General features: G+C 37.8%; 23 protein-coding genes. 18 read left to right on the top strand and 5 right to left on the bottom strand.

The features are described 5' to 3' along the window. The first annotated feature begins 51 nt into the window (after positions 1-51). From fabG to HZF24_RS10625, 13 genes are all read left to right on the top strand, one after another. Positions 52-783 (top strand): 3-oxoacyl-[acyl-carrier-protein] reductase, encoded by a 732-nt coding sequence (gene fabG / locus HZF24_RS10685; RefSeq protein WP_179238305.1) that lies wholly within the window; start codon positions 52-54, stop codon positions 781-783. A gap of 8 nt (positions 784-791) precedes the next feature. Continuing rightward, a complete protein-coding gene (fabF, locus tag HZF24_RS10680) occupies positions 792-2030 on the top strand; it encodes a beta-ketoacyl-ACP synthase II (RefSeq protein ID WP_179238304.1) in 1239 nt (412 codons plus the stop codon). A gap of 3 nt (positions 2031-2033) precedes the next feature. Then, a complete protein-coding gene (fabZ, locus tag HZF24_RS10675; protein WP_179238303.1) occupies positions 2034-2459 on the top strand; it encodes a 3-hydroxyacyl-ACP dehydratase FabZ in 426 nt (141 codons plus the stop codon). A 444-nt stretch (positions 2460-2903) separates the two neighbouring features. Beyond that, complete coding sequence (locus HZF24_RS10670) at positions 2904-3242, top strand: winged helix-turn-helix transcriptional regulator (protein WP_179238356.1); 339 nt, start codon at positions 2904-2906, stop codon at positions 3240-3242. Between the two features lie 310 nt (positions 3243-3552). Next, positions 3553-3879, top strand: a complete 327-nt coding sequence (locus HZF24_RS10665; RefSeq protein WP_179238302.1) for a hypothetical protein — start codon at positions 3553-3555, stop codon at positions 3877-3879. A 1-nt stretch (position 3880) separates the two neighbouring features. Next, positions 3881-5848 carry a V-type ATP synthase subunit I gene (locus HZF24_RS10660; protein WP_179238301.1) on the top strand — a complete coding sequence of 656 codons (1968 nt, stop codon included), beginning with the start codon at positions 3881-3883 and terminating at the stop codon, positions 5846-5848. Then, positions 5849-6331 carry a V-type ATP synthase subunit K gene (locus HZF24_RS10655; protein WP_179238300.1) on the top strand — a complete coding sequence of 161 codons (483 nt, stop codon included), beginning with the start codon at positions 5849-5851 and terminating at the stop codon, positions 6329-6331. It begins immediately after the preceding gene. 35 nt (positions 6332-6366) lie between these two features. Next, on the top strand, positions 6367-6948 hold the full coding sequence (locus HZF24_RS10650) for a V-type ATP synthase subunit E (protein WP_179238299.1): 582 nt from the start codon (positions 6367-6369) through the stop codon (positions 6946-6948). A 27-nt stretch (positions 6949-6975) separates the two neighbouring features. Further along, entirely contained in the window at positions 6976-7983 is a 1008-nt protein-coding gene (locus HZF24_RS10645) for a V-type ATP synthase subunit C (RefSeq protein WP_179238298.1), read from the top strand. Continuing rightward, entirely contained in the window at positions 7976-8296 is a 321-nt protein-coding gene (locus HZF24_RS10640) for a V-type ATP synthase subunit F (RefSeq protein ID WP_179238297.1), read from the top strand. Before HZF24_RS10645 ends, HZF24_RS10640 begins: the two co-directional genes overlap by 8 nt. A 36-nt stretch (positions 8297-8332) precedes the next feature. Continuing rightward, a complete protein-coding gene (locus HZF24_RS10635) occupies positions 8333-10105 on the top strand; it encodes a V-type ATP synthase subunit A (protein WP_179238296.1) in 1773 nt (590 codons plus the stop codon). Between the two features lies 1 nt (position 10106). Next, positions 10107-11483, top strand: coding sequence for a V-type ATP synthase subunit B (locus tag HZF24_RS10630; protein WP_179238295.1), 1377 nt, complete (start codon positions 10107-10109; stop codon positions 11481-11483). 18 nt (positions 11484-11501) lie between these two features. Further along, on the top strand, positions 11502-12197 hold the full coding sequence (locus HZF24_RS10625) for a V-type ATP synthase subunit D (RefSeq protein WP_179238294.1): 696 nt from the start codon (positions 11502-11504) through the stop codon (positions 12195-12197). Positions 12198-12243: 46 nt separating this feature from the next. Here HZF24_RS10625 and HZF24_RS10620 read toward each other — a convergent pair whose 3' ends face one another. From HZF24_RS10620 to HZF24_RS10605, 4 genes are read right to left on the bottom strand one after another with little or no spacing between them, the layout of a single operon-like run. Further along, entirely contained in the window at positions 12244-12642 is a 399-nt protein-coding gene (locus tag HZF24_RS10620) for a Fur family transcriptional regulator (protein ID WP_179238293.1), read from the bottom strand. Positions 12643-12672: 30 nt separating this feature from the next. Beyond that, positions 12673-14214 carry a catalase gene (locus tag HZF24_RS10615; RefSeq protein WP_179238292.1) on the bottom strand — a complete coding sequence of 514 codons (1542 nt, stop codon included), beginning with the start codon at positions 14212-14214 and terminating at the stop codon, positions 12673-12675. A 49-nt stretch (positions 14215-14263) separates the two neighbouring features. Beyond that, a complete protein-coding gene (locus HZF24_RS10610; protein ID WP_179238291.1) occupies positions 14264-14920 on the bottom strand; it encodes a hypothetical protein in 657 nt (218 codons plus the stop codon). Continuing rightward, positions 14917-15294, bottom strand: a complete 378-nt coding sequence (locus HZF24_RS10605) for a YbaN family protein (RefSeq protein WP_179238290.1) — start codon at positions 15292-15294, stop codon at positions 14917-14919. Before HZF24_RS10605 ends, HZF24_RS10610 begins: the two co-directional genes overlap by 4 nt. Before the next feature lie 171 nt (positions 15295-15465). Here HZF24_RS10605 and HZF24_RS10600 point away from each other — a divergent pair, with 171 nt between their 5' ends. Continuing rightward, positions 15466-16509, top strand: a complete 1044-nt coding sequence (locus HZF24_RS10600) for an NAD(P)H-dependent flavin oxidoreductase (protein ID WP_179238289.1) — start codon at positions 15466-15468, stop codon at positions 16507-16509. Between the two features lie 224 nt (positions 16510-16733). Beyond that, on the top strand, positions 16734-18290 hold the full coding sequence (locus HZF24_RS10595) for a sodium/proline symporter (protein WP_179238288.1): 1557 nt from the start codon (positions 16734-16736) through the stop codon (positions 18288-18290). 75 nt (positions 18291-18365) lie between these two features. Here the strand turns inward: HZF24_RS10595 and HZF24_RS10590 are convergent, their stop codons facing one another. Beyond that, positions 18366-18692 (bottom strand): helix-turn-helix domain-containing protein, encoded by a 327-nt coding sequence (locus tag HZF24_RS10590; RefSeq protein WP_179238287.1) that lies wholly within the window; start codon positions 18690-18692, stop codon positions 18366-18368. 164 nt (positions 18693-18856) lie between these two features. Here HZF24_RS10590 and HZF24_RS10585 point away from each other — a divergent pair, with 164 nt between their 5' ends. From HZF24_RS10585 to HZF24_RS10570, 3 genes are all read left to right on the top strand, one after another. Next, the gene (locus HZF24_RS10585; protein ID WP_179238286.1) at positions 18857-21367 is read left to right on the top strand and encodes a helix-turn-helix transcriptional regulator; all 2511 of its coding nucleotides are present in this window, start codon (positions 18857-18859) and stop codon (positions 21365-21367) included. Between the two features lie 276 nt (positions 21368-21643). Next, the gene (locus HZF24_RS10580) at positions 21644-22108 is read left to right on the top strand and encodes a chemotaxis protein CheW (protein ID WP_179238355.1); all 465 of its coding nucleotides are present in this window, start codon (positions 21644-21646) and stop codon (positions 22106-22108) included. 114 nt (positions 22109-22222) lie between these two features. After that, entirely contained in the window at positions 22223-23911 is a 1689-nt protein-coding gene (locus HZF24_RS10570; protein ID WP_281372281.1) for a methyl-accepting chemotaxis protein, read from the top strand. Positions 23912-23943: the final 32 nt, after the last annotated feature.

Below are 23943 nucleotides of genomic sequence, written 5' to 3'. Positions count from 1 at the left end.
AGGGAAAGTCTTTGAGGATAGGAGGAATGTCCCCGTTAGAGGAGGAGAAATATGAAAACGGCGATTATTACCGGTGCTTCTAAAGGTATTGGTGCAGTTATTGCTTCAAGATTAAATGAACTTGGTTATAACTTGGTTTTAAATTACAGAAGCAATACGAGCTCCATGGAAGAGTTAGTAAATAATTTTGCAAACAAAGAAACTGAGAATATTATAGTCAAATGTGATGTTTCCAGTTATGACGATGCAAAAAAATTGATTGATGAAGCATATGATAGCTTTGGATCTGTAGATGTATTAGTGAATAATGCAGGTATTACCAAGGATAATATTCTTCCGCTGATGTCAGAGGAAGAATTTGATCAGGTAATCGACATTAATTTAAAGGGAACATTTAATTGCTGCAAGCACATAGCTAAAAGAATGCTCAAACAAAAAAATGGAAGAATTATTAATATATCATCCGTTGTGGGACTTGCGGGAAATGCGGGACAGGTAAATTATTCTGCTTCTAAAGCAGGTATTATTGGTATGACAAAATCTATGGCAAGAGAGCTGGGGAAAAAAAATATACTTGTAAATGCCATAGCGCCCGGATTTATTCAAACGGACATGACGGATAAAATTCCGGAAGAGATAAGAAATGAAATGATGAAAAACATTCCTCTGCAACGTCTGGGTCAACCTGATGATATTGCAGATGCGGTAGAATTTTTGATTTCTGATAAAGCGTCGTATATAACGGGGCAGATATTGTCTGTTAACGGCGGATTTTATATGTAGGAGGATTTATGAAAAAGAGAGTAGTAATAACCGGTATTGGGGTTGTAAGCCCTATTGGCTCCGGTGATTTGTTTTGGGAAAATGTAAAGTTGGGTAAATGCGGTATCAGTCCGATTGAATCTTTTGATACAGCAGATTTCAGTGTTAAATTAGCGGCTGAAATAAAAGATTTTGACCCGACAGAATATATGGATAAAAAAGAATCAAAAAGGATGGACAGATTCAGCCAATTTGCTCTTGCTGCAGCTGATATGGCTGTAAAGAGTTCGGGACTTGATGTGGAAAGCTTGGACAGCAAAAGATTTGGTTGTGTTGTAGGAAGCGCAGTGGGTGGTATTCATACTATAGAAGCAGAGCATGAAAAGCTTCTTACTAAAGGACCAAATAAAGTTTCAACATTTTTTATTCCAATGATGTTATCTAATATGGCATCCGGCCTTGTAGCTATCAAGTATAAAGCAAAAGCGATTAACTATTCACCTGTTACAGCGTGTGCTACGGGAGCAAATGCCATAGGAGAATCATATAAAAGAATTCAGGACGGAATTTGTGATGTAATGATAGCAGGAGGTTCAGAAGCTGCTATAACACCTTGTTCAATAGCAGGGTTCTCAGCTCTGACTACACTTTCAACTACAGATGATGTTAACAGGGCCTCTATTCCCTTTGATGCTGAAAGACACGGTTTTGTAATGGGAGAAGGTGCCGGAATAATGATTCTTGAGGAATATGAGCATGCAGTTAAAAGAGGAGCAAAAATATATGCGGAAATAATAGGATATGGTGCTACCTGTGATGCATATCACATGACTTCACCGGATCCCAGTTCAGAAGGTCAATCTGCCGTAATGTTAAATGCAATTGAAGATGCTGGATTGAATCCTGAAGATATAACCTATATAAATGCTCATGGAACGAGCACCTTATATAATGATAAATTTGAAACACAGGCAATAAAAAATATATTCAAGGATAGCGCCAATGAATTGTTGATCAGTTCAACTAAGTCAATGACAGGTCACTTGCTGGGAGCAGCAGGTGCGGTAGAAGCAATAATATGTGCTAAAGCCCTTGAGGACGGTTTTATACCTGCAACAATTAATCATAAGGTGACTGATCCTGAATTAGGATTGAACTTTGTTCCAAATGAAGGCATTAAAAAAGAATTTGATTATGCTCTGTCAAATGCCTTTGGTTTTGGCGGACATAACGCCGCTTTAATTTTGAAAAAACACAAGGGACAGTAATCTATGATTTATGATACTAAGGATATACAAAAAATAATACCTCACAGATATCCCATGCTTTTAATTGACAAAATAATCGAGCTTACAGAAGGAGAAATGGCGGTCGGCCTAAAAAATGTAACCTTTAACGAGGAATTTTTTCAAGGTCACTTTCCGGGAAATCCTGTGATGCCAGGTGTTCTTATTATTGAAGCGCTGGCACAGACAGGTGCAGTAGCAATTTTATCGTTGGATAAGTTTAAAGGTAAGACAGTATACTTCGGGGGAATTAAAAGTGCCAAATTTAAAAGGAAGGTATGTCCGGGAGACACTCTAAAATTAGTTACAGAAATATCAAAGTTAAAGGGAAGCTTCGGTATCGGAAACGCAATAGCGTATGTTGACGATGAAATTGCTGCGGAAGCGGAGCTGATATTTTCTGTGGGTTAAATAAGCAGATGACCCAAATTTTAATTTGGTGTCAGTCGCTTATGCTGTAAGTGAAAGCAGATGACCCAAATTTTAATTTGGTGTCAGTCGCTTATGCTGTAATTGAAATATTAAAAAATGCGCCATTAATTATGGTGCTTTTTTTATACAACTGAAAGTTTTCTTTCTATCAGTGGGGGCAGACACCAACTCTTTTAATATATATATATTTTTATATAGCCAAAAAAGCAAGAGTGTGATAATATATTAACATACTAAAGAAATGTTTTCACAGACTATTGTATTTAAAAGGCTTGTATGATATAATTACATCATATATACTATTTAGTAGTATAGCATCATTTTAGATACTTAAAATAATGAGGTGATATTTTGTATAGGGAATCAGAAAGCCATAACAGTTGTTATTTGAGTGATAAGTGTATAAGATACAAGGTTTGTCCAATGGTCTTGGTTCAGCAATTGTTGTCAGGTAAAAGAAAGATATTGATTTTATGGTATCTGAGCGGAAAAATACTAAGATTTAATGATATTAAGAGAAGGCTTCCGGATGTAACTCAAAAAATGCTTACCCAACAGCTCAGAAGCTTAGAGGAAGATAACCTTATATTTAGAAAGGTATATCCTGTTGTACCTCCTAAGGTTGAATATGGGCTGACGGATCTTGGGGAAAAAATTATTCCTATTTTGGAAATGATGCATGGGTTTGGATCAGAATATTTAGAGAGTAATGCATATAAAAAGAATACAATTCAAGATAATGTTGCAACAAGTATGGAATAATATACTAAGTAACTTTTTTGATACTAAAGTACTAAAAAGTGCGCTCTTGATAAAAAAATAACTTATTATTATACTGTTAAAGTAATTATTATAATGGGGGAGATTTTTTATTTTCAGACATTTCCTGTGACATATGTTACGGAATTTATAAATTATTATTATGAATATTTAAATATTACTGACTAAAAAACGTGAATAGCCAAATAATTATATGGATATAGTTATTCTATTGACATTTTAGCATGTATTATTTATAGTAGTAAGTAATGTGAATATGTTTTCCTGAAAAACAATAAAAGGTGGTGATATAGTGTCGATTGAGGTTATTAAGGTAATAAAGGAGGCAGAAGAAAACGCGGAAAGAATTAAGAAAGAAGCTTCTCTGAAGGCCAAACAAATTATTACTAATGCTAATGCAAAAGCATCACAAATTTTGGAGGAAGCGTATAAAAGTGCTGAGTCGAAAAGTTCTGATGCAACAAAGGCTGCGGAATCTGAAGGACAGATTTTATATGATAACATAATAAAAAAAGCATCAATGGAATGTGAAAACATTCTCTCCGATGCCGGGAGCAAAATGGATAATGCAGCTTCAATAATACTGGAAAGGATAGTGAACGCCGGTGTCAATAGTTAAGATGAATAAAATCAGCATCATTGGTCTGAATGCTCACAAGCCATCTGTTATAAAAGAAATAATGGACTTAGGTGTTGTGGAAATAAGCTCACAGGAATTTAAGCTGACAGATCCTGAATGGATTTCAATCGTCAAAAAAGATGGCAATGAAAATGAAGTGTTAGACTATGATGCTAAGATTTCCAAAATTAATGATGTTTTAATAAACTTGGAAAGCCATGATAAAAGTAAAAAACCACTATTCAGTACGAGACGTACAATAACATTAAATGAATTTGAAGATAAGATGCTGAATAAGGAAGGTACTGAGGAGGTTGTTTCAAAATTACTTGAATTAAACAAGGCATACAATGATTTAAGCTCAGAGGAAAATAAAATTGAAGCATCAATTGTGAGCTTAAAGCCGTGGATAAAATATGAACTTCCCCTTGAACTTAATGAAACAAGGTATACAAGTATATTTATCGGAGTTTTTCCTGATGTAATAGATATAGAAAAATTGAAAAACGATTTGAAGGATAAGACAGATAAATGTTATGTAGATTTGATTGAAAGTGATAAAGAACAACATTACTTTTCAATAATTTGCTTGATAAGTGAAAAAGATATTGTTTATGAAACCTTAAAGCAATTTGGTTTTAATACTGTGAACTTCAAGGAGCTTACTGATACAGCAGCAGAAAATATAACACAATATGAGAAAAAGCTGAAAGAAATTTCAGATAAAAAAGAAGCTATTGAAAAAAGCATTTCAGATTATCTGCCATACAAAGAGGAAATTCAAATATATTATGATTATCTTGTAATTGAAAGAGATAAAAATAAAATATTAAGCAATATTCTTAAAACAGAGACTACATTTTATATTCAGGGATGGAATCCGGTAGTCAGCAATGATAAGGTAGAACAAATATTAAAGAAATATGAATGCTGGTATGAAATTTCAGAGCCGGAGGACGGAGAACAATATCCTATTTTATTGGATAACAAGTCTTTCTCACAGCCCTTTGAGGCAATTACAGAGCTATACAGCTTGCCTTCATCATCAAATATTGACCCAACAGCGGTAATGGCTCCTTTTTATGCGATATTTTTCGGACTTATGCTTGCTGATGTTGGATATGGTTTAGTTATGGCTGTACTTTGCTTCCTGCTGACTAAGAAATTCAGCTTAGAAGGTACAATAGGAAAAATGATTAAGTTGTTTTTCTATTGCGGTTTGGCCACAGCATTCTGGGGAGTTATGTTCGGCAGCTGGTTCGGTGATGCCATACCTGCGGCAGCAAAGCTTATATTTGATTCTGACTTTACAATAAAGCCTGCCTGGATTAATCCAATGGAACAGCCCATGACGTTATTAATCTTTTCATTTATATTCGGTGTAATCCATCTGTTTACGGGTATGGCTATACAGGCATATATGCTGATCAGAGACGGAGATACAAAAGCCGCAGTATTTGACATAGGCTTTTGGTACGGCTTTATTATAGGTATTGCACTGTGGTTATTCGGCAATACTATAATACCGGGATCTGCTGAGGTTGGAAAATGGATGACTATTGCTTTTGCCGTAGGATTAGTTTTAACACAGGGCAGAAGCAAGGATAATATAGTAGGTAAATTGACAAGCGGTGTTTTAAGCTTGTACAATATCACAAGTTACTTAAGTGATATTCTTTCGTACTCAAGACTGCTTGCACTTGGATTAGCAACAAGCGTTGTATCCTCGGTTGTAAGTATTTTGGGAAGCATGGGAGGCAGAAATATATTCGGAATTTTGCTTTTCGTAGTGGTTTTATTAGTTGGTCATGTTTTCAACTTTGCCATCAATGCTCTCGGAGCATTCGTACATGCAGCAAGGTTACAATATGTTGAATTTTTTGGAAAATTTTATGAAGGCGGAGGAGAATCCTTTAATCCTTTAGCCAAAAAAACTAAATATAATAAGATTATCAAGGAGGAAATTTAAATGAACAACATATTAACAAACGGAAATTTTTTAGCAATTTTGGGTGCTTCAATTGCAGCCTTAGCAGGTATAGGAAGTGCTATAGGTGTTGGTATTGCCGGTCAATCCGCATCAGGAGTTGTAGCTGAGGATCCTAAGAAATTCGGTGCTACATTGATTTTACAAGCATTACCCGGAACTCAGGGTATTTACGGTCTTCTTATTGCCTTTATAATACTTAACAAAATAGGATTATTGGGCGGCAGTATGGCTGCATTAACGGCTGCACAGGGTGGTTTTTTCTTAGCTGCTTCACTTCCTATGGGTATAGTCGGTACTATTTCAGCAATTAATCAGGGAAAGGTTGCTGCGTCAGGTATTATGTTAGTGGGTAAAAGACCTGAGGAGATTGCAAAGGCAATGGTTTATGCGGCGATGGTTGAAACATACGCGGTATTGGCACTTCTTATTTCTTTCCTTATGATAAATGGTATTGCAATATAACGTGTATATTAAAATTATAATAAGGATGTGAGGAAATGAGCATTGAAAATATAACGGCTGCTATTATAAACGATGCTAAATTAGTTGAAGAAACCTCTGTTAAGAATGCGGAGAAAACAATGGAGGAAATTATAGGCAAAGCTAAGATAGAAGCTGAAGAAATAATGAAGCAAACAGCAGAAAGATGTACAAAGGATGCTGAAAGCTTAAAAAGTAGAAAGGTATCGGCTGCGGAGCTTCAAGCGAGAAAAATGATTCTTGGCGCAAAGCAGGAAGCTATTCAGAAAAGCTTTGATTTAGCACTTGAGAAGTTAAGATCAATGCCCGAAGATAAGTATTTAAACTATTTGACAGAAGAAATAATCAAAATTTCCGTAAATGAAGGAATAATAGTCTTAAATCAAGCAGACAGGGATAAAATAGGCGAAAAATTAATAAAAGCAGTTAATCAAAGATTAAACACTCAAAGATATAAATTGAGTGATAAAACCATAAATACAAGCGGCGGATTTTTGTTAAGAAGCGGCAATATAGAAATTAACAATACCTTTGAAACATTGCTGAATTCAATAAAGGATGATTTGACTTCCGAAGTTGCAAATGCACTTTTTAATTAATTTTCCTGCCTGAAAGGAGGAATGGCTTTGGCAAAAATTAAGGATACAGATTATTTGTTTTCCACTGCAAGAGTCAGAAGTGTTGAAAAATACATGCTTACTCGCGAAAGAGCAGAGAAAATGATTGATGCAAAGACCACATTAGACAGCTTAAGAGTTTTAAATGATATAAATTACGGACATGGTAATGAAATTATTGATCCGAATAATTACGAAAAGCTTTTAAGTGAAGAGCATAAAAAAACATATGACTTTATATCATCTATCGCACCTGAGTTAGATTACTTCAATATGTTTTTATATCCATACGATTATCATAATTTGAAGGTTATTATGAAGTCAGAATATTTATCTTTTGATTCTTCTGATATTTTGGTTGATACAGGCTCGATTGATTTAAAAACACTTAAATATGCTGTTAAAGAGAGAGAGTTTTCATCTCTGACAGAAAGTATGGGTAAGGCATTGGACGAGGTAATTGAAACATTTCCAAAAACCAATGATCCTCAACAGATAGATATTATCTTTGATAAATATTGCTATGAGGAAATGTTAAATGCTGCGAGAGAAACCAAAAATGATTTTATAATTGACTATATTAAATTACAGATTGATGTAATCAATATAAAAACCTACGTAAGATTGAAGAAAATGGATAAATCCTGGGACTTTTTTACCAAGGTTTTTATAGGCGGCGGAGATATAAGCGAACAGATATTCATAAAAAATTATGACGATTCATTCGAAAAGTTTGCTGAACAGCTGTCGGCATACGGCTTCAGGGATTTATTCCTTGAAGGAACCGAGGAATTGACCGAAACGGGTAAATTCACAACCTTAGAAAAGCTTCTGGACAATAAATTGATTGAATATGTTAAGTCGGCTAAATATATTCCTTTTGGCATAGAACCTCTTGCGGGATATTTGATAGCAAAGGATAATGAGATAAAAATTGCAAGAATAATTCTGGCAGGCAAGCTTGCAGGTATCTCTCCTGAACTTATAAGAGAAAGGTTGAGGGAAACGTATGTATAAGATAGGTGTTATCGGTGATAAACAAAGTGTCCAAGGATTTAAGGCGGTTGGGTTAGATGTATATGATTGTACATCAAAGGAAGATGCAAAGCATAAATTGCAGAAAATCGCCAAAGATGATTACGCTATTATTTATATAACGGAAAACTTCTATGCCGAAATAACGGATGCCGTATATGAATATAACGAAGAACGCCTGCCGGCAATAATTCCTATACCGGGTATGAACGGTTCAATGGGAATCGGATTTGATAATATTAAAAAGGCTGTGGAAAAAGCAGTTGGTGCGGATATATTGTTTAACAACGATTAATTTTGTTATAAAAAATGAAAGCAGGTGATTATTTTAATGAGCCAAGGAAGAGTAGTAAAAATATCCGGTCCGTTGGTTATAGCTGAAGGTATGAAGGATGCAGACATGTTTGACGTTGTACGTGTCAGCGAGCAGGGACTTATAGGCGAAATTATAGAGATGCGCGGTGACAGAGCATCGATTCAGGTATATGAGGAAACAGCAGGATTAGCTCCGGGAGCACCTGTAGCTACAACCGGAGCACAGCTGTCGGTTGAGCTTGGACCCGGGCTTATAGAAACCATATATGACGGAATTCAAAGACCGTTGGAAGAAATAAGAAAAATGGCAGGACCAAACATTGCCAGAGGTATAAACGTTCCGTCACTTAACAGAGAAAAAAAGTGGGAATTTGTGCCTGTTATTAAGGCAGGTGACAAGGTTCAGGCAGGAGATATTATCGGAACAGTTCAGGAGACGATAGTTGTTCAGCAGAAAATAATGGTTCCCTATGGTGTAAGCGGAACTGTGCAGGAAATAAAATCAGGAAGCTTTACGGTTGAAGAAACAGTATGCACCGTTTTAAAAGAGAATGGTGAAAATGTTAATTTAACAATGATGCAGAAATGGCCTGTAAGAAGAGGAAGACCGTATAAGGAAAAGTTGGTTCCAAATACCCCCTTGGTTACAGGACAAAGGGTTATAGATACTATGTTCCCTATTTCCAAGGGTGGTGTTGCAGCCGTTCCGGGACCATTCGGAAGCGGTAAGACAGTTGTTCAGCATCAGCTGGCTAAGTGGGCCGATGCGGAAATAGTTGTTTATATAGGATGCGGTGAACGCGGTAACGAAATGACGGACGTTCTGATGGAATTCCCCGAATTAAAGGATCCGAGAACAGGCGAATCATTGATGAAGCGTACGGTATTAATTGCCAACACATCAGATATGCCGGTTGCGGCACGTGAGGCAAGTATTTATACAGGTATTACAATTGCAGAATATTTTAGAGATATGGGTTATTCGGTTGCATTAATGGCTGACTCCACATCAAGATGGGCAGAGGCACTCCGTGAAATGTCCGGACGTCTTGAGGAAATGCCCGGAGAAGAAGGTTATCCCGCATATCTTGCATCTCGTCTTGCACAATTCTATGAAAGAGCAGGAAGAGTTATAAGCTTGGGAGCTGAAGGAAGAGAAGGAGCATTGTCTGCTATCGGAGCAGTTTCACCTCCGGGCGGAGATATTTCAGAACCGGTATCTCAGGCAACACTTCGTATAGTAAAGGTATTCTGGGCTCTTGACGCACAGCTTGCATACAGACGTCACTTCCCGGCAATTAACTGGTTAAGCAGTTATTCATTGTATGTTGACAGGTTGGGAAGCTGGTTTGATGAAACAGTTGCAAGAGATTGGACTTCAATGCGTTCGGAAACTATGAGACTGTTGCAGGAAGAAGCCGAATTAAACGAAATAGTTCAGCTTGTAGGTGTAGATTCTCTTTCGGTAGGGGACAGATTGAAGCTTGAAGCGACACGTTCCATAAGAGAGGACTACCTGCATCAAAATGCGTTCCATGATGTAGATACCTATACATCCCTTGAAAAACAGCACAAATTGTTGACATTAATCTTAAAATATTTCCATGACGGCATGGATGCATTGGGAGACGGTGCCGAATTTAGAAAATTATCCGATCTTCCTGTAAGAGAAAGAATAGGAAGATTCAAATATACAGAAGAAAAAGATATTCAAGAAAGTTTTGACAGTATTTATAAACAAATAGAAGCAGAAGTTTCAGCTTTAATTGCAGGCAAGGAGGTTGAATAGTATGATAAGAGAGTATAAGACGATATCAGAGGTAGCAGGACCTTTAATGCTTGTTAAAAATGTTGAAAATGTATCATACGATGAACTTGGTGTTATTGAGCTTCCTAACGGCGAAACAAGAAGCTGCAGGGTTCTTGAAATTAACGGCAGCAATGCATTGGTACAGCTTTTTGAAAGCTCCGCAGGAATAAACCTTGCGGAAAGCAAGGTGAAATTCTTAGGCAGAGGAATGGAATTAGCAGTTTCATACGATATGTTAGGACGTGTATTTGATGGTCTTGGAAGACCTATTGATAACGGTCCTGCTATAATTCCGGAGAAAAGACTGGATATTGCGGGACTTCCTATGAATCCGTCAGCTCGTGACTATCCGGATGAATTTATACAAACAGGTGTATCTGCAATAGACGGATTAAACACATTGGTTAGAGGACAAAAGCTTCCTATATTCTCCGGATCAGGTTTGCCACATGCCGATTTAGCAGCGCAAATTGCACGTCAGTCAAAGGTTTTAGGTACTGACTCCAAGTTTGCGGTTGTATTTGCGGCTATAGGTATAACATACGAAGAAGCAGACTTCTTTATTTCAGATTTCAGAAAAACAGGCGCTATTGACAGAACGGTATTGTTTATGAACTTGGCAGATGATCCTGCAATCGAGCGTATATCCACTCCTCGTATGGCACTTACAGCAGCAGAGTATCTTGCCTTTGATAAGGGTATGCATGTGCTTGTTATATTGACAGATATAACAAACTATGCGGAGGCATTGCGTGAGGTATCCGCTGCACGTAAAGAAGTACCCGGAAGACGTGGATACCCGGGTTACTTATATACTGACTTGGCGACACTGTATGAGAGAGCAGGCAGAAAGAGAGATACGGAGGGTTCAATTACGATGATTCCTATCTTAACAATGCCTGAAGACGATAAAACACATCCTATACCGGACTTGACAGGATACATTACAGAAGGTCAGATAATTCTTTCCCGTGAATTATACAGAAAGAATATTAAGCCACCTATAGATGTTCTTCCATCCTTGTCACGTTTAAAGGATAAGGGTATAGGAAGAGGAAAGACCAGAGAAGATCATTCGGACGTATTAAACCAGCTTTTTGCGGCATATGCGAGAGGTAAAGAAGCAAAAGAACTTATGGCTATACTTGGTGAGGCAGCTCTTTCCGATGCAGATAAATTCTATGCAAAATTTGCTGACGAATTTGAAAGAAAATATGTTTCTCAAGGCTATGAAACAAACAGGTCAATTGAAGAAACATTGACTATAGGCTGGGATTTATTGACGCTTTTACCAAAGAGCGAATTAAAACGTATAAGAGACGAATATCTTGAAAAATACTATCCCAAAAATGAATAAAACGAGGGGTGAAAAGTTATGGCAAGGTTAAATGTAAATCCGACCAGAATGGTATTAACCTCTCTGAAAAAGCGTTTGAAGGTGGCTGTCAAGGGTCATAAAATGCTTAAGGATAAACGTGATGAGCTTATGAAACAATTTTTGGAGCTTGCCAGAGAAAACAAAAGCTTGCGTGAACAGGTGGAATCTTATTTGAACAATGTTTATTCAAACTTTGTAATTGCAAGTGCAGTCATGTCAACGGAAGTTTTAGAGGAAGCGCTGATGTACCCTAAGCAAGGAGTGGCAATTGACGTAAAAAACAAAAATGTTATGAGCGTTGATGTTCCGGTATTTGACTTTAAAACTACAACCGATGATGCTTCAAATATTTATCCTTATGGTTTTGCCAATACTTCAGCTGAGCTTGATAATGCTATTGAAAATCAATTTAAAATTTTTCCTGAACTGTTGAAATTAGCTGCAGTGGAAAAGGAAGTACAGCTTCTTGCGGCAGAGATAGAAAAAACAAGGAGAAGGGTTAATGCCCTCGAATACGTTATGATTCCTCAATTCCAGGAAACAATCAAGTATATTCAAATGAAGCTTGACGAAAATGAAAGAGGTAATCAGACGAGATTAATGAAGGTCAAGGACATGATGCTCAAGGAAATCATTGAGGAAAAACAGGCAAATACCAATGCCGCCCTCGATGAGTACAGTCAGAATCATTAAAAGTAATAAAGCCGCTTTGCAGTTGCAAAGCGGCTTTAGTTGGTTCTTACTCATGTTTCTGAAGTTTTTGCATACAATCGGGGCAAAGTCCCTCAAATACAGTTCGGTGAATATCAATTTTAAATCCGGTATACTCTTCTATTAAGTTATCCAGCTCAGCCTTATATGGTAACGGTGAATCACACAGCGCACCGCAATTGGTACACATGATGTGGTCATGAGGGTCGGTCCGCCAGTCAAACCGATCGGCTCCGGTTGTTTTGAGATGCTTAATCTCGTTTCCTTCTGCCAATATATTCAGGTTGCGGTAAACGGTTCCGCGGCTTATTTTTGGATTTTCAGCTCTCAAATCCAGATATAGCCTGTCTGCGGTGGGATGGTCCTTTCGTCCTAACACGGCATTCAATACAGTCTGTCTTTGCTTTGTATTTCTTAATTGCTTCATGAAGAATACTACCTTCCTTAATTATTTAAATTACATGTTTTCTGACATTGCAGCTTCGCCCATATCCTCTGACATTGTAGCTTCAATCAGGCCACGATTGTCAAGCTTTGAAAGCTCTTTAACCTTTTCAATATCAAGATCGAGGGCATCTGTCATTCGCTGTCCGTATTCCATGTCTGCCAGATAGCAATGAACGGCATGACGATACTTGATATTTTTTGTTGCCGGAGCTATGTCTGCCGCAGTATTGCCTATAAGCAGCTGCTTTTTATCTTCTGCAAGAATTCTCCATAGATTTCCTCCGGCTCTGAAATTATCGTCGGTAGGATCATCCTTAGGATCGTATCTCCACATAGCACCATCCATTTCTAAAGGCGGCTCAGATACCTCGGGTTGGGCAGTCCAATAGCCGTAGCTGTTTGGGTGATATGCCGGTGCGCTTCCGTAGTTTCCGTCCGTGCGCATAGCTCCGTCTCGGTGATATTCGTTAACCTTAACATGCGCACGGTTAACGGGTATGTGGTTGTGGTTTACGCCGAGGCGATAACGCTGTGCATCTCCGTAAGAAAACAGTCTTCCCTGAAGGAAACGGTCCGGAGAGAAGCCGATGCCCGGAACAACGTGGGCAGGAGTGAAAGCAGCCTGCTCTACCTCTGCAAAATAGTTTTCAGGATTACGATTAAGTTCAAGAACACCTACTTCGATCAGAGGGAATTCCTTATGAGGCCATATTTTTGTAATGTCAAATGGGTTTTCATAGTGATTTTTAGCCTGTTCCTCTGTCATTATCTGTACATACATTGTCCAGCGCGGATAATCTTTGCTTTCGATGGCTTCGTACAGGTCTTTTCCGTGATGCTCTCTGTCCATTCCGTTAATTTTTGCCGCTTCTTCATTTGTCAGGCACTTGATTCCCTGCTGAGTGTGAAGATGGAATTTACACCATACTCTTTCGTTTTTAGCATTGTAAAAGCTGAAGGTATGCTCGCCGTATACGTGCATATTTCGGAAGGAAGCAGGAATTCCGCGATCTGACATAGTTATGGTACGCTGATGGAAGGATTCAGGTAATAATGTCCAGTAATCCCAGTTATTCTGTGCGGAGCGTCTTCCTGTACGAGGGTCACGCTTAACAGCTCTGTTTAAGTCCGAGAAGTTCTGTACATCGCGTATGAAAAATGTAGGGGTATTATTTCCTACCAAATCCCAGTTTCCTTCTTCAGTATAAAATTTGCACGCAAATCCGCGGATATCTCTCTCACAGTCAGCTGCGCCGCGTTCACCGGCAACGGTTGAAAAACGTACAAAGGTGTCTGTCTTTGCTCCCGGTTGAAGCACCTTAGCCTTGGTAAATTTTGAAATGTCGCCTGTTACAGTAAAATTACCGTAAGCTCCCCAGCCCTTGGCATGCATTCTGCGTTCGGGAATAACCTCGCGGTTGAAGTGGGCCATTTTTTCCATCAGCCACACATCCTGCATAACCACGGGACCTCTGGGGCCGGCAGTTATGGAATTTTCATTGTCGGCAACAGGAGCACCGACTTCATTTGTTAATTTTTTGTATTGATCCATAATATACTCCTTTCTGTTTTTTATTATCAATCGCGAAAACGCGTATGATTCATAGATTCATAAACATAATAAGCATCCATAAATAAGCACATGTTTTAGGCAGCATCAGCATTCCGATTTTTGGGTTGATATTGGACCACATTACAACAGGAATATAAAATGCAAAGCTCAGTGCTATGGCAAGCCACATATTGCTGAGGACCGAAACTGATACAGCGTTTGAGCCAAAAAGTATCATAACTGCAGCACCGAGCATCAGGAATGGGATGTTTCTGTAAATTCCCCAAATTACCGGAGGGTGTTCATAAATCCAGCGATTTTGTGGGAAAAGACACAGCAGTATGCGAGTAGTTGCAAGTCCGTAAATAACGTATTTCCAGATTGGGCTTATATGAGGAGAAAATAGTATAATTCCTATTTCCCAAAGCAAAATATAGAAAATTGTCATTGTAACAGAGGTTATTAATTTTCCGATTCCCATGGCACGGACAAATTTATGTTCCTGAGCTGTAAGGATGGCAACTATTCTCGGTATAAGATGAAAAGCATCTCCGCCCACCAGAAGCAAGGATGTAATTCCGGTAAGAAATTTCACCTGAGAGTGTCCTGTACTGACAAGATATATGCCTATTGACAGTGCTGACGACATGTAGATAATATCAAAATACACCTCTACCAGACCAAAGACACGTTTACGCTCTTTCATGGATTATAATCTCCCTTTGGTTTTGATATTGCTAATATATGTAAGGTCACGCAAATGCCTATAACTGTTTCTAAAATCACAAGCCAGAGCTTTCCTACTATGAACATGGAAATAATCAGCATGCTCCACAAATAGGTCAGACTTGAAATAACAGTTTTGCGAGATAAGCCCTGTCGACTTTTGTAATTTTCGAAATATTCACGGAATACACGTATTTTTAGAACTTGTGCCCTGAGCTTAGGGGTACCGGACAAACACCCTATGCCTGCCAGTACAAAAGGAGTGGTGGGCAATACCGGTAGAAATATACCGATAAATCCAAGCAACAGAAGCATGAGACCGAATATTGTAAGTAAAATAACACGTATTTGCATATACCAACCTCGTAATCGATAATAGGATTAATTACTAATAAGAATATCATATAAAATTATTATGCATTTGTCAATAATAATTTTCAAAGTAATTTTTCGCTTGACAAATTTAACGCTTATCTATATACTTTGAATATCAAATAAATTGATTTATAAAGCATTGGAGAAAAAATGGAACTGAAAGAATTAAGAATAGGTGATTTAATTGCTAAGATTCCAATTATCCAAGGAGGTATGGGTATTGGTGTATCCTTATCAAGCTTAGCATCTGCCGTAGCTAATGAAGGTGGTATAGGAACCATATCAGGAGTACAGATCGGATTCAGAGAACCGGATTTTGCAACGAATCCGCTAGATGCAAATTTAAGAGCTATTGGCAAGGAAATACGAAAGGCAAGAGAAAAAACGAAGGGAATTATAGCCATGAACATAATGGCTGCCATTACCAATTATGAACTTTATGTAAAAAAAGCAGTAGAAGAAAAGATAGATTTAATCATTTCCGGGGCAGGACTTCCTTTGGCACTGCCTAAATTGGTTAAAGGAACATCAACTAAAATTGTTCCTATAGTATCATCTGCAAAGGCAGCAAAGGTAATAATAAAAAGCTATTTAAAGCACGACAGATTACCTGACGCTATCGTAGTTGAGGGACCGTTAGCAGGCGGCCATTTAGGATTTAAAATGGATGAAATGCTTGAAAATAAGTGTATGGCTTTGAAGGATATTGTAAAGGAAGTTAAGGAATTAATCGGAAGCTTTGAAGCGGAATATAATTTTAAAATTCCTGTGATTGCAGCAGGAGGAATCAGATCAAAAGAAGATTTAAAAGAGCTCAGTGAGGTAGGTGCCGATGGATTTCAAGTTGCAAGCCTGTTTGTACCTACGGTGGAATGTGATGCTGATGACAAATTCAAATTGGCCTATATTAATGCTGCTGAAGATGATGAAATGATTATAAAAAGTCCGGTGGGAATGCCTGCCAGAGCAATCAGGACAAATTTTCTTACAGAATCAATGGTTAGTGGAAACAAGGCAAGTAAGTGCTACAGATGTTTACCGGGATGTAATCCCGCATCCATTCCTTACTGTATATCATCCGGCTTAATAGATGCGGTAGAAGGAAGAGACGGGTTGATATTTGCAGGTGCTAACTTAAAAGGTGTAAATAAGTTAACAACAGTTAAGGAAGTAATTAACAATTTAATAGGATAAAATGTAAGACGGATGTGTATATTAATACATATCTGTCTTTTATTTGCAGACAGATATGTATTAACGAATAATGTTTAAATTTGAAGATTGTTAATAAAGTGACAACGTTAACATTTTTACATTTATCGCTATTATTTATGCTTGACTTTATGTAATTCTGCAATTATACTTATATAAATATCTTGCCGAAAAAAAGGCTGGAAAATATATAAGGAGGTTGGTTAATGAGTGGAGAAACCTTACAAGTATTTATAACCATGGTAATTTACATGTCAGTAGTAATCGTCATCGGATTGTATTTTGCAAAGCGCTCAAATGAAAGCAGTGATAACTTCTTCTTAGGGGGAAGAACTATAGGTCCTTGGGTATCTGCGTTAAGCGCTGCGTCCTCTGACATGAGTGGATGGCTGTTAATGGGGCTTCCAGGCGTAGCATATTGGTACGGTCTTAGTGATGCTGTCTGGACAGCTATTGGTCTTGCAGCAGGAACAATTATTAACTGGATATGGGTTGCGAAGAGACTTCGAAGATATTCTGTAATAGCCGGTAATTCAATTACATTGCCGGAATTTTTCAGCAATCGTTTTAAGGATACAAAAAAAGTACTTTTAACTCTTACTGCACTATGGATTTTAGTATTCTTCGTTGTTTATGCAGCCAGCTGTTTTGTAACAGTTGGTAAGCTCTTTAGTACATTATTTGGATTTTCATACATTTCAATGATGATTTTAGGTGCGGTATTCGTTTTATTCTACACAACTGTTGGTGGTTTTTTAGCAGAAACTGCATCTGATACTATGCAAGCCAGTATAATGATTTTAGCATTGTCTACGGTTTTAATAGTGGGTACATCAGCAGCAGGAGGCATGTCTGAAGTTATAAATAACGCAAAATCAATTCCCGGTTTCTTTGAATTCTTCGGCATTGCATCGCCTGCAGTAGGTTCTGACGGTACTCAGCTGGTCGTAAACGGAGTACCACAGTTTGGTGCAGCAGGTAAATATGGGTTCTACACCATTTTGTCAACCTTAGCATGGGGACTTGGTTATTTTGGAATGCCACATGTATTGCTAAGATTTATGGCTATAAGAGATGAAAAGGAAGTTAGAATTTCTGCTACAATAGCCGGAGTATGGGTTGTAATTTCTTTATTTGCTGCGGTTATGATAGGAATTATAGGAAGAGCATTATTCCCAACGGCTTTAACAACTGCCGGAGCAGCTGAAACTGTATTTATAGTAACAGCGCAAACGTTATTCAATCCAATTTTTGCGGGTCTTGCTATGGCAGGTATTCTTGCGGCAACTATCAGTTCTGCCGACTCATATTTGCTTATAGGAGCATCAGCATTTTCTAAAAATATTTATCAAGGACTTTTCAAAGAAGAAGCTACAGATAAACAGGTTATGATAATGACAAGAATAATACTTTTTACAATAACTATAATTGGTATTATTGTAGCACTTAATGAAAACAGTGTTATTTTCACAATAGTGTCTTTTGCATGGGCAGGATTAGGAGCTACATTTGGTCCTGTTATGTTATTCTCCTTGTTCTGGAAGAGAACGACAAGAGAAGGGGCTATCGCAGGTATGCTGGCAGGCGGTATTACAGTATTTGTCTGGAAGCTTTTACTTAAGCCCATGGGTGGTTTATTCGGGGTTTATGAGCTTCTTCCGGCATTTATAATTTCATGTATTTTTATTTATGCAATATCAAAAATGACAGCTGAGCCATCAGCTGAAATTCAAGAAGAATTTGAAATGGCAAAAAATAAATAGGAATATTAAATTGATATGCTCTCCTCATGGTAGACAGCAGCACTGTCTATCGTAAGGAGAGTTATTTTTATATAATTATTTATCCTCCAAGGCATCGAGAAAAAGGTTAAGGATACGGTATTGGTTGGGACGCAGACACCGATAACGGTTCACTAACGTCTGCTCATCCGAGCTAAGATCATATTCTTTTACCGCCTTCGGCTTATGGCGAATATCGGTGCGACCGAGCAAAAAATCTACCGACACATCAAAATAATCTGCGTATTTGTGCAGTGTTTCAATATTAGGTTGGTAACCGCCCGTTTCATAATTTTGAATTTGTGATTGTGCGATATCAAATTCATCTGCCAGCTTTTGCTGACTCAATTTTCTTTCCTCACGCAATAAGCGAAGATTATACATTTCATATACCTCCTGTTAATATATTTTAACAAGTTTATCTTATAATATACAAAAAGCTGGACTTATTATTTATAATAAGGTAAACTTATTTTTAGTAAAAAGATAATCTGATTAAGATATTGAAATTTTAAAATGGTGATTTTCCATGGGAATGGAGGAATTTAATGCGGAAAAAATCAGACAAACAGCAAAAATATTATTTTTCGGACAGGCTTAAAAGACGGCTTGCTCAAATATCACATCATCCTTTGACTGTTGTTGCTGCACCGTCTGGTTTTGGAAAAACCACTGCAGTAAGAGAATATTTAAAAGAAAATCTTCCTGACGGTGCATGTGAATACTGGTACACTTGCTTAGGTGAGTCAGCTTCTATATTTTGGAGGGGTATTTGCGATGTGATATCAAATTTAAATAAAAAGGTCGCGGATGATTTAAAAAATCTTAAGATACCAACTAAGGATACATTGTTTTATATGATATCCTATCTTAAGAATATTTGTTGTCATAGGGAAACATATATTGTAATCGATAATTATCAGCTTGTGGATTTAGATATTTTTCGTGAGTTAGTTACTGCTTTTTCTATGCATGGAAACTCTGTATTGCATATGATATTTATTACTCAGCGGATGGATGACATACAACAAATTTCAATTTGTAATGATAATATATATGTAATTGACTCATCTGCTTTTCTGTTTGATAGAGAAGGTATCAAAAAACTATTTCGTATGAAGAGTATCAGGCTGACGGACGATGAAGCGGAAAGAATGTTTATTGGCACGGAAGGCTGGATTGCGGCTATTCGTTTACAAATGATCAGCTTTATAGAAACCGGTTCATTTACACTTGCCGCGGATATTGATTATCTGGTAGAACATGCCATATGGAATCATTTTGATTTGGAAGAAAAAGAATTTTTGCTATCAATTTCGGTATTGGATGGCTTTACAATACGTCAGGCCACAGTTATGATGAACAAGAATATTCTGCCAAGCAAAATTCGCAAATTCCTTAAAAACAATGACTTCATAAGATATATGCCGGATAAGCTTATATACAGTATTCACAGCATTTTACGGCATTATCTCAGAAGCTGTTTTTATAATCAGACTTCCAAAGATTATCAGAATCAGGTATATCGAAAATTGGGAGAGGCCTGTGCCGCTGACTTAAAATATTGCCTTGCTGCAGAATTTTATTATAAGATTGAAGATTTTGATGCAATTTTATCTATGCCTTTTACACGCGAGCATTTGGAAGAGCAAAAAGAAAAGTTTTATTCCGGATTTTGCGCAATGCTGATTAAAGAGTGTCCAAATGAAATATTATGCAAGTACCCTTTTACCATGATAGTATTTGGATATATGACCCTGATGAATGGATACTATGATGAGTATGAAAAGCTGTGCAGACTTTTGTGTTATGTAATTCAAAACGGAGAAGGTTACAGTCAGAAGCAATTGATGAAAGCAGAGGCTGAATATACTCTTTTGGAGAGTTTAGGTAAGTTTAATGATATTACTAAGATGAAAGAGGGTCAAAATAAATATCGGAAGCTTTCGGGTACATCCGTTGATATGATTAAAGTAAGTATACCTTGGCTATTTGGCAGTGTTTCCGTACTGAATATGCTTTGGCGCGAAGAAGGCAAGCTAAAAGACGTATTACAACAAATTCAGGAAGGTAAATTTTTATATCATAGATTAGCCAGAGGACATGGAGCCGGAACCTATTATACGATGCAGGCAGAAATGATGCTTATGAGAGGCGACGATAATGAAGCTGAAATTTTAAGCTACAAGGCTCTGCATGAAGCACGCAGCTATAAACAGACCGATATTTGTCTTTGTATAGAACTGATTCTTGCTCGTATTGCTATCCTGCGAGGAGACGTGGAAGCTTATTTCAATTCAATTAAGAGAATCAAAGATTATTCAGGTAAAGATTCCAGGCTTTATATAATACGGATGATTGAGCACTGTATGTCAATTATAAGTTTTGTTCTGGATGATGAAGAGTATGTCTCTCCGTGGTTTTATGACATGGAGAATATTAAAAAAACGGTATATGCTCCTGTTGTTCCTCACGCACAATTACTTCATTTATGGCTTCTTCTAAGGAAAAAGCGTTATAATGAATTTTATGCTATATGTGAGTATGCTTTAAACATGTCCGGTAATTCTACGGGAAATATAAAATATGTAATGCCTCAAGTGTATCAGCTCATTTTTCTTTCCATGGCAAAACGAAACAATGGAAGATATCTTGAAGCACAGGAATATCTGAAAGAAGCGCTTACCATTGCGTTGCAGGATCAAATTTACCTTCCCTTTGCCCAGCAGGGATGTATGACGGACTTTCTTCCTGAACTGAGTGTATGTTTTTATGATTGCATTAAGACACAAGGGAAAAATAGTTTTACCGGCTTAATGGAGCTTTGCAAACGTCAGAAAAGAGGCGTAAGCATTATAAGAAGGGCTATAGTTCAATACAAGTCTCCCCTCACACCTAGAGAAAGGGAAATTGCCCTGCTTGCAAAGGAGCGTTTAAGTTCTAAAGAAATTGCTGCCAAGCTTTATATATCTGAGATGACTGTCAGAGCTACTCTCAGAAGTGTATACAGCAAGCTTGACATTCATTCAAGAGCGGAACTGTATTTAAAAGAATTTTGACGAAAAATGTCGATTTACCACATATTGAGGTATGAATAAAAAATTATCTGCTGTATGGTTATATTATAGCAGATAATTTTTTGTACATGGATTTATTTTATTTTTAATGCTTTATAGTAATGCTAACATTGTTTGTTCATTATTTAACAATTTATTATTAAAATCATAAGCACAAGGAATTTTTTATTGAAGGAATGAGATGCTTTTAAGTTGTAAATATAAAAATTAAAGGAGGACAATTCAGTGACAGAAACAAATTTGTTAAATCTGGCAGAAATGGAGGATGAGGACACATTGAGAGGAAAATATCTTATCTTTACTATGGGAAACGAGTTATATGGTATGGAGATACGATATATTACCGAAATAATCAGTATTCAACCCATTACGGAAGTTCCTGAAATGCCTGAATATGTAAAAGGCATTACAAATCTTCGCGGGAAAATAATACCTGTTATGGACGCACGTCTGCGTTTTAAAAAGGCTGTCAGAGAATATGACGGCAGAACATGCATTATTGTAATTGACACCATCGGTACTTCCATCGGACTGATTGTGGACAGCGTAGCAGAGGTACTTACCATGAATGATGAAGATATCACGACTTTACCGGAGATGGGCAAAGGCGGACACAAGTACATCAAAGGAATCGGGAAGACAGGCGGAAATATCAACCTGCTGCTGGATTGTCAAAAGCTGCTGACAGGCGATGAGCTTGACATGCTAGGCGCGATGGCCTGAGCTATTGACGTTATTCTTAAAAATCTTATATAGGCTTCACAGATCTTAGCTATAGGAATTCAGAGTATAAGACGTGAGTAACGCTTTAATAATATTAAGAAAAGAGGATATCAAATGATAAAATCGATTAAAAAGTCAATTAAAACACAGTTATTATTTCTATTTGCGATCATATTTGTATTTAATGCCATCGCTGTTACTGTTTTAATAACCGGATGGTTACAAAACAGAGCTTGTGAAGCCGATGTAGAACATAAGATTGAACAGAGCCAGGAGATTTCAAGTATAACAGCCGCACATATTTTATGGGTAGACAATTTAAGAAATCATTTGGATAAAGGTACGGATTTTACCGGAAGTCTTGACCCTCATACCTGCTCTTTTGGTACATGGATGGACACATTAAATGATGAACTGAAAAACGATGCGATTATATCATCTGCAATATCAGGCATTATAGAGCCACATAATACAATTCACGGACGGGCAGGAGATATTATAGAGCTTAATAAGACCAACCCTGCAGCGGCAAAAGAGCTTCTGAACAGTGTAATTTTACCGAATGTAATGACTATCATCAGCGGCCTTAACGGCATTGCCGACAGATGCAATGAATTGGCTGCTTACAGCATGACTGTATCGGCTTCAACATTACAGACAAATTCGATTATACAACTCATCATTATAAGTATGGTATTGATTGTGTCAGTGATTATAGCATTATTTATTATCAGAATTACCGTTAAACCAACCATGAAGATAACTAAGGCTGCCGAGAAGCTTGCGAAAGGCGAACTCAATATCCGGATTGACCTCGAAAGTCAAAATGAAATGGGTAAGATGGCGGATGCTCTTAATAAGGCAATCAGCATCATAAACGGATATATACGTGACATATCGGATAAGCTTGGTCAGCTATCCAAAGGTGATATGTGCATTAGTGTGGACATGGATTATATTGGTGACTTTGCTGCTATCAAGCAGGCAATTCAGAGTACGGCTTCGGCGTTGAACAATACACTGCAGACCATAAATTCCGCAGCCGAACAGGTAAGTATCGGAGCTTCTCAGGTTTCAAGCGGGGCGCAGGAACTTGCGGCAGGTTCTGCGGAACAGGCATCCTCGGTTGAGGAGCTGAATGCTTCTGTTACACAAATTGCAGAGCAGGCAGCAGAAAACTCTTCCAACGTCAAATCAGCAGCACATTATATAGATGAGGCAGGTGCAGGGGTAGATGCAGGAAACGAGCATATGAAGCAGCTCACAGCGGCTATGGAGGAAATAGGCTCCGCATCCAATCAGATTGCTAATATTACGAAGGTAATTGAGGACATCGCGTTCCAGACAAACATACTTGCATTGAATGCTGCAATTGAAGCAGCACGTGCAGGGGCTGCGGGCAAGGGCTTTGCGGTTGTAGCGGATGAGGTGCGCAGTCTGGCTGCAAAATCTGCGGAGGCTGCAAAGCAGACGTCAGATTTAATTCATAATTCTGTTGATACCGTATCCAAAGGCACACAAATAACCGTACAAACTGCGCAGGTATTGCAGGATGTAGGGAAAAGTGCTCTAAAGGTTACCGAAAGCTTTGCTAAGATTGAACAGGCATCTTATGAACAAACCAAGGCTATAGAACAGATTAAACAAGGAATTGAGCAGGTTTCCGATGTTGTACAGACGAATGCTGCTACGGCTGAAGAAAATTCGGCCACAAGCGAAGAAATGTCTGCACAGGCGGGTGCACTTCGCGAAGAGGTTGGAAGATTCAAGCTTTGTGAGGAAATAATGCAGGAGGACATGTAGACAATCATGTAGACATGTGCCGGAAAGGGTGG

Origin of the sequence: Sedimentibacter hydroxybenzoicus DSM 7310 (genome assembly GCF_013403245.1) — a bacterium.
GTDB classification, from domain to species: Bacteria; Bacillota; Clostridia; order Tissierellales; family Sedimentibacteraceae; genus Sedimentibacter; species Sedimentibacter hydroxybenzoicus.
The sequence above is the reverse complement of the archived record's forward strand: the minus strand, read 5'-3'. Positions and strand labels throughout refer to the sequence as shown.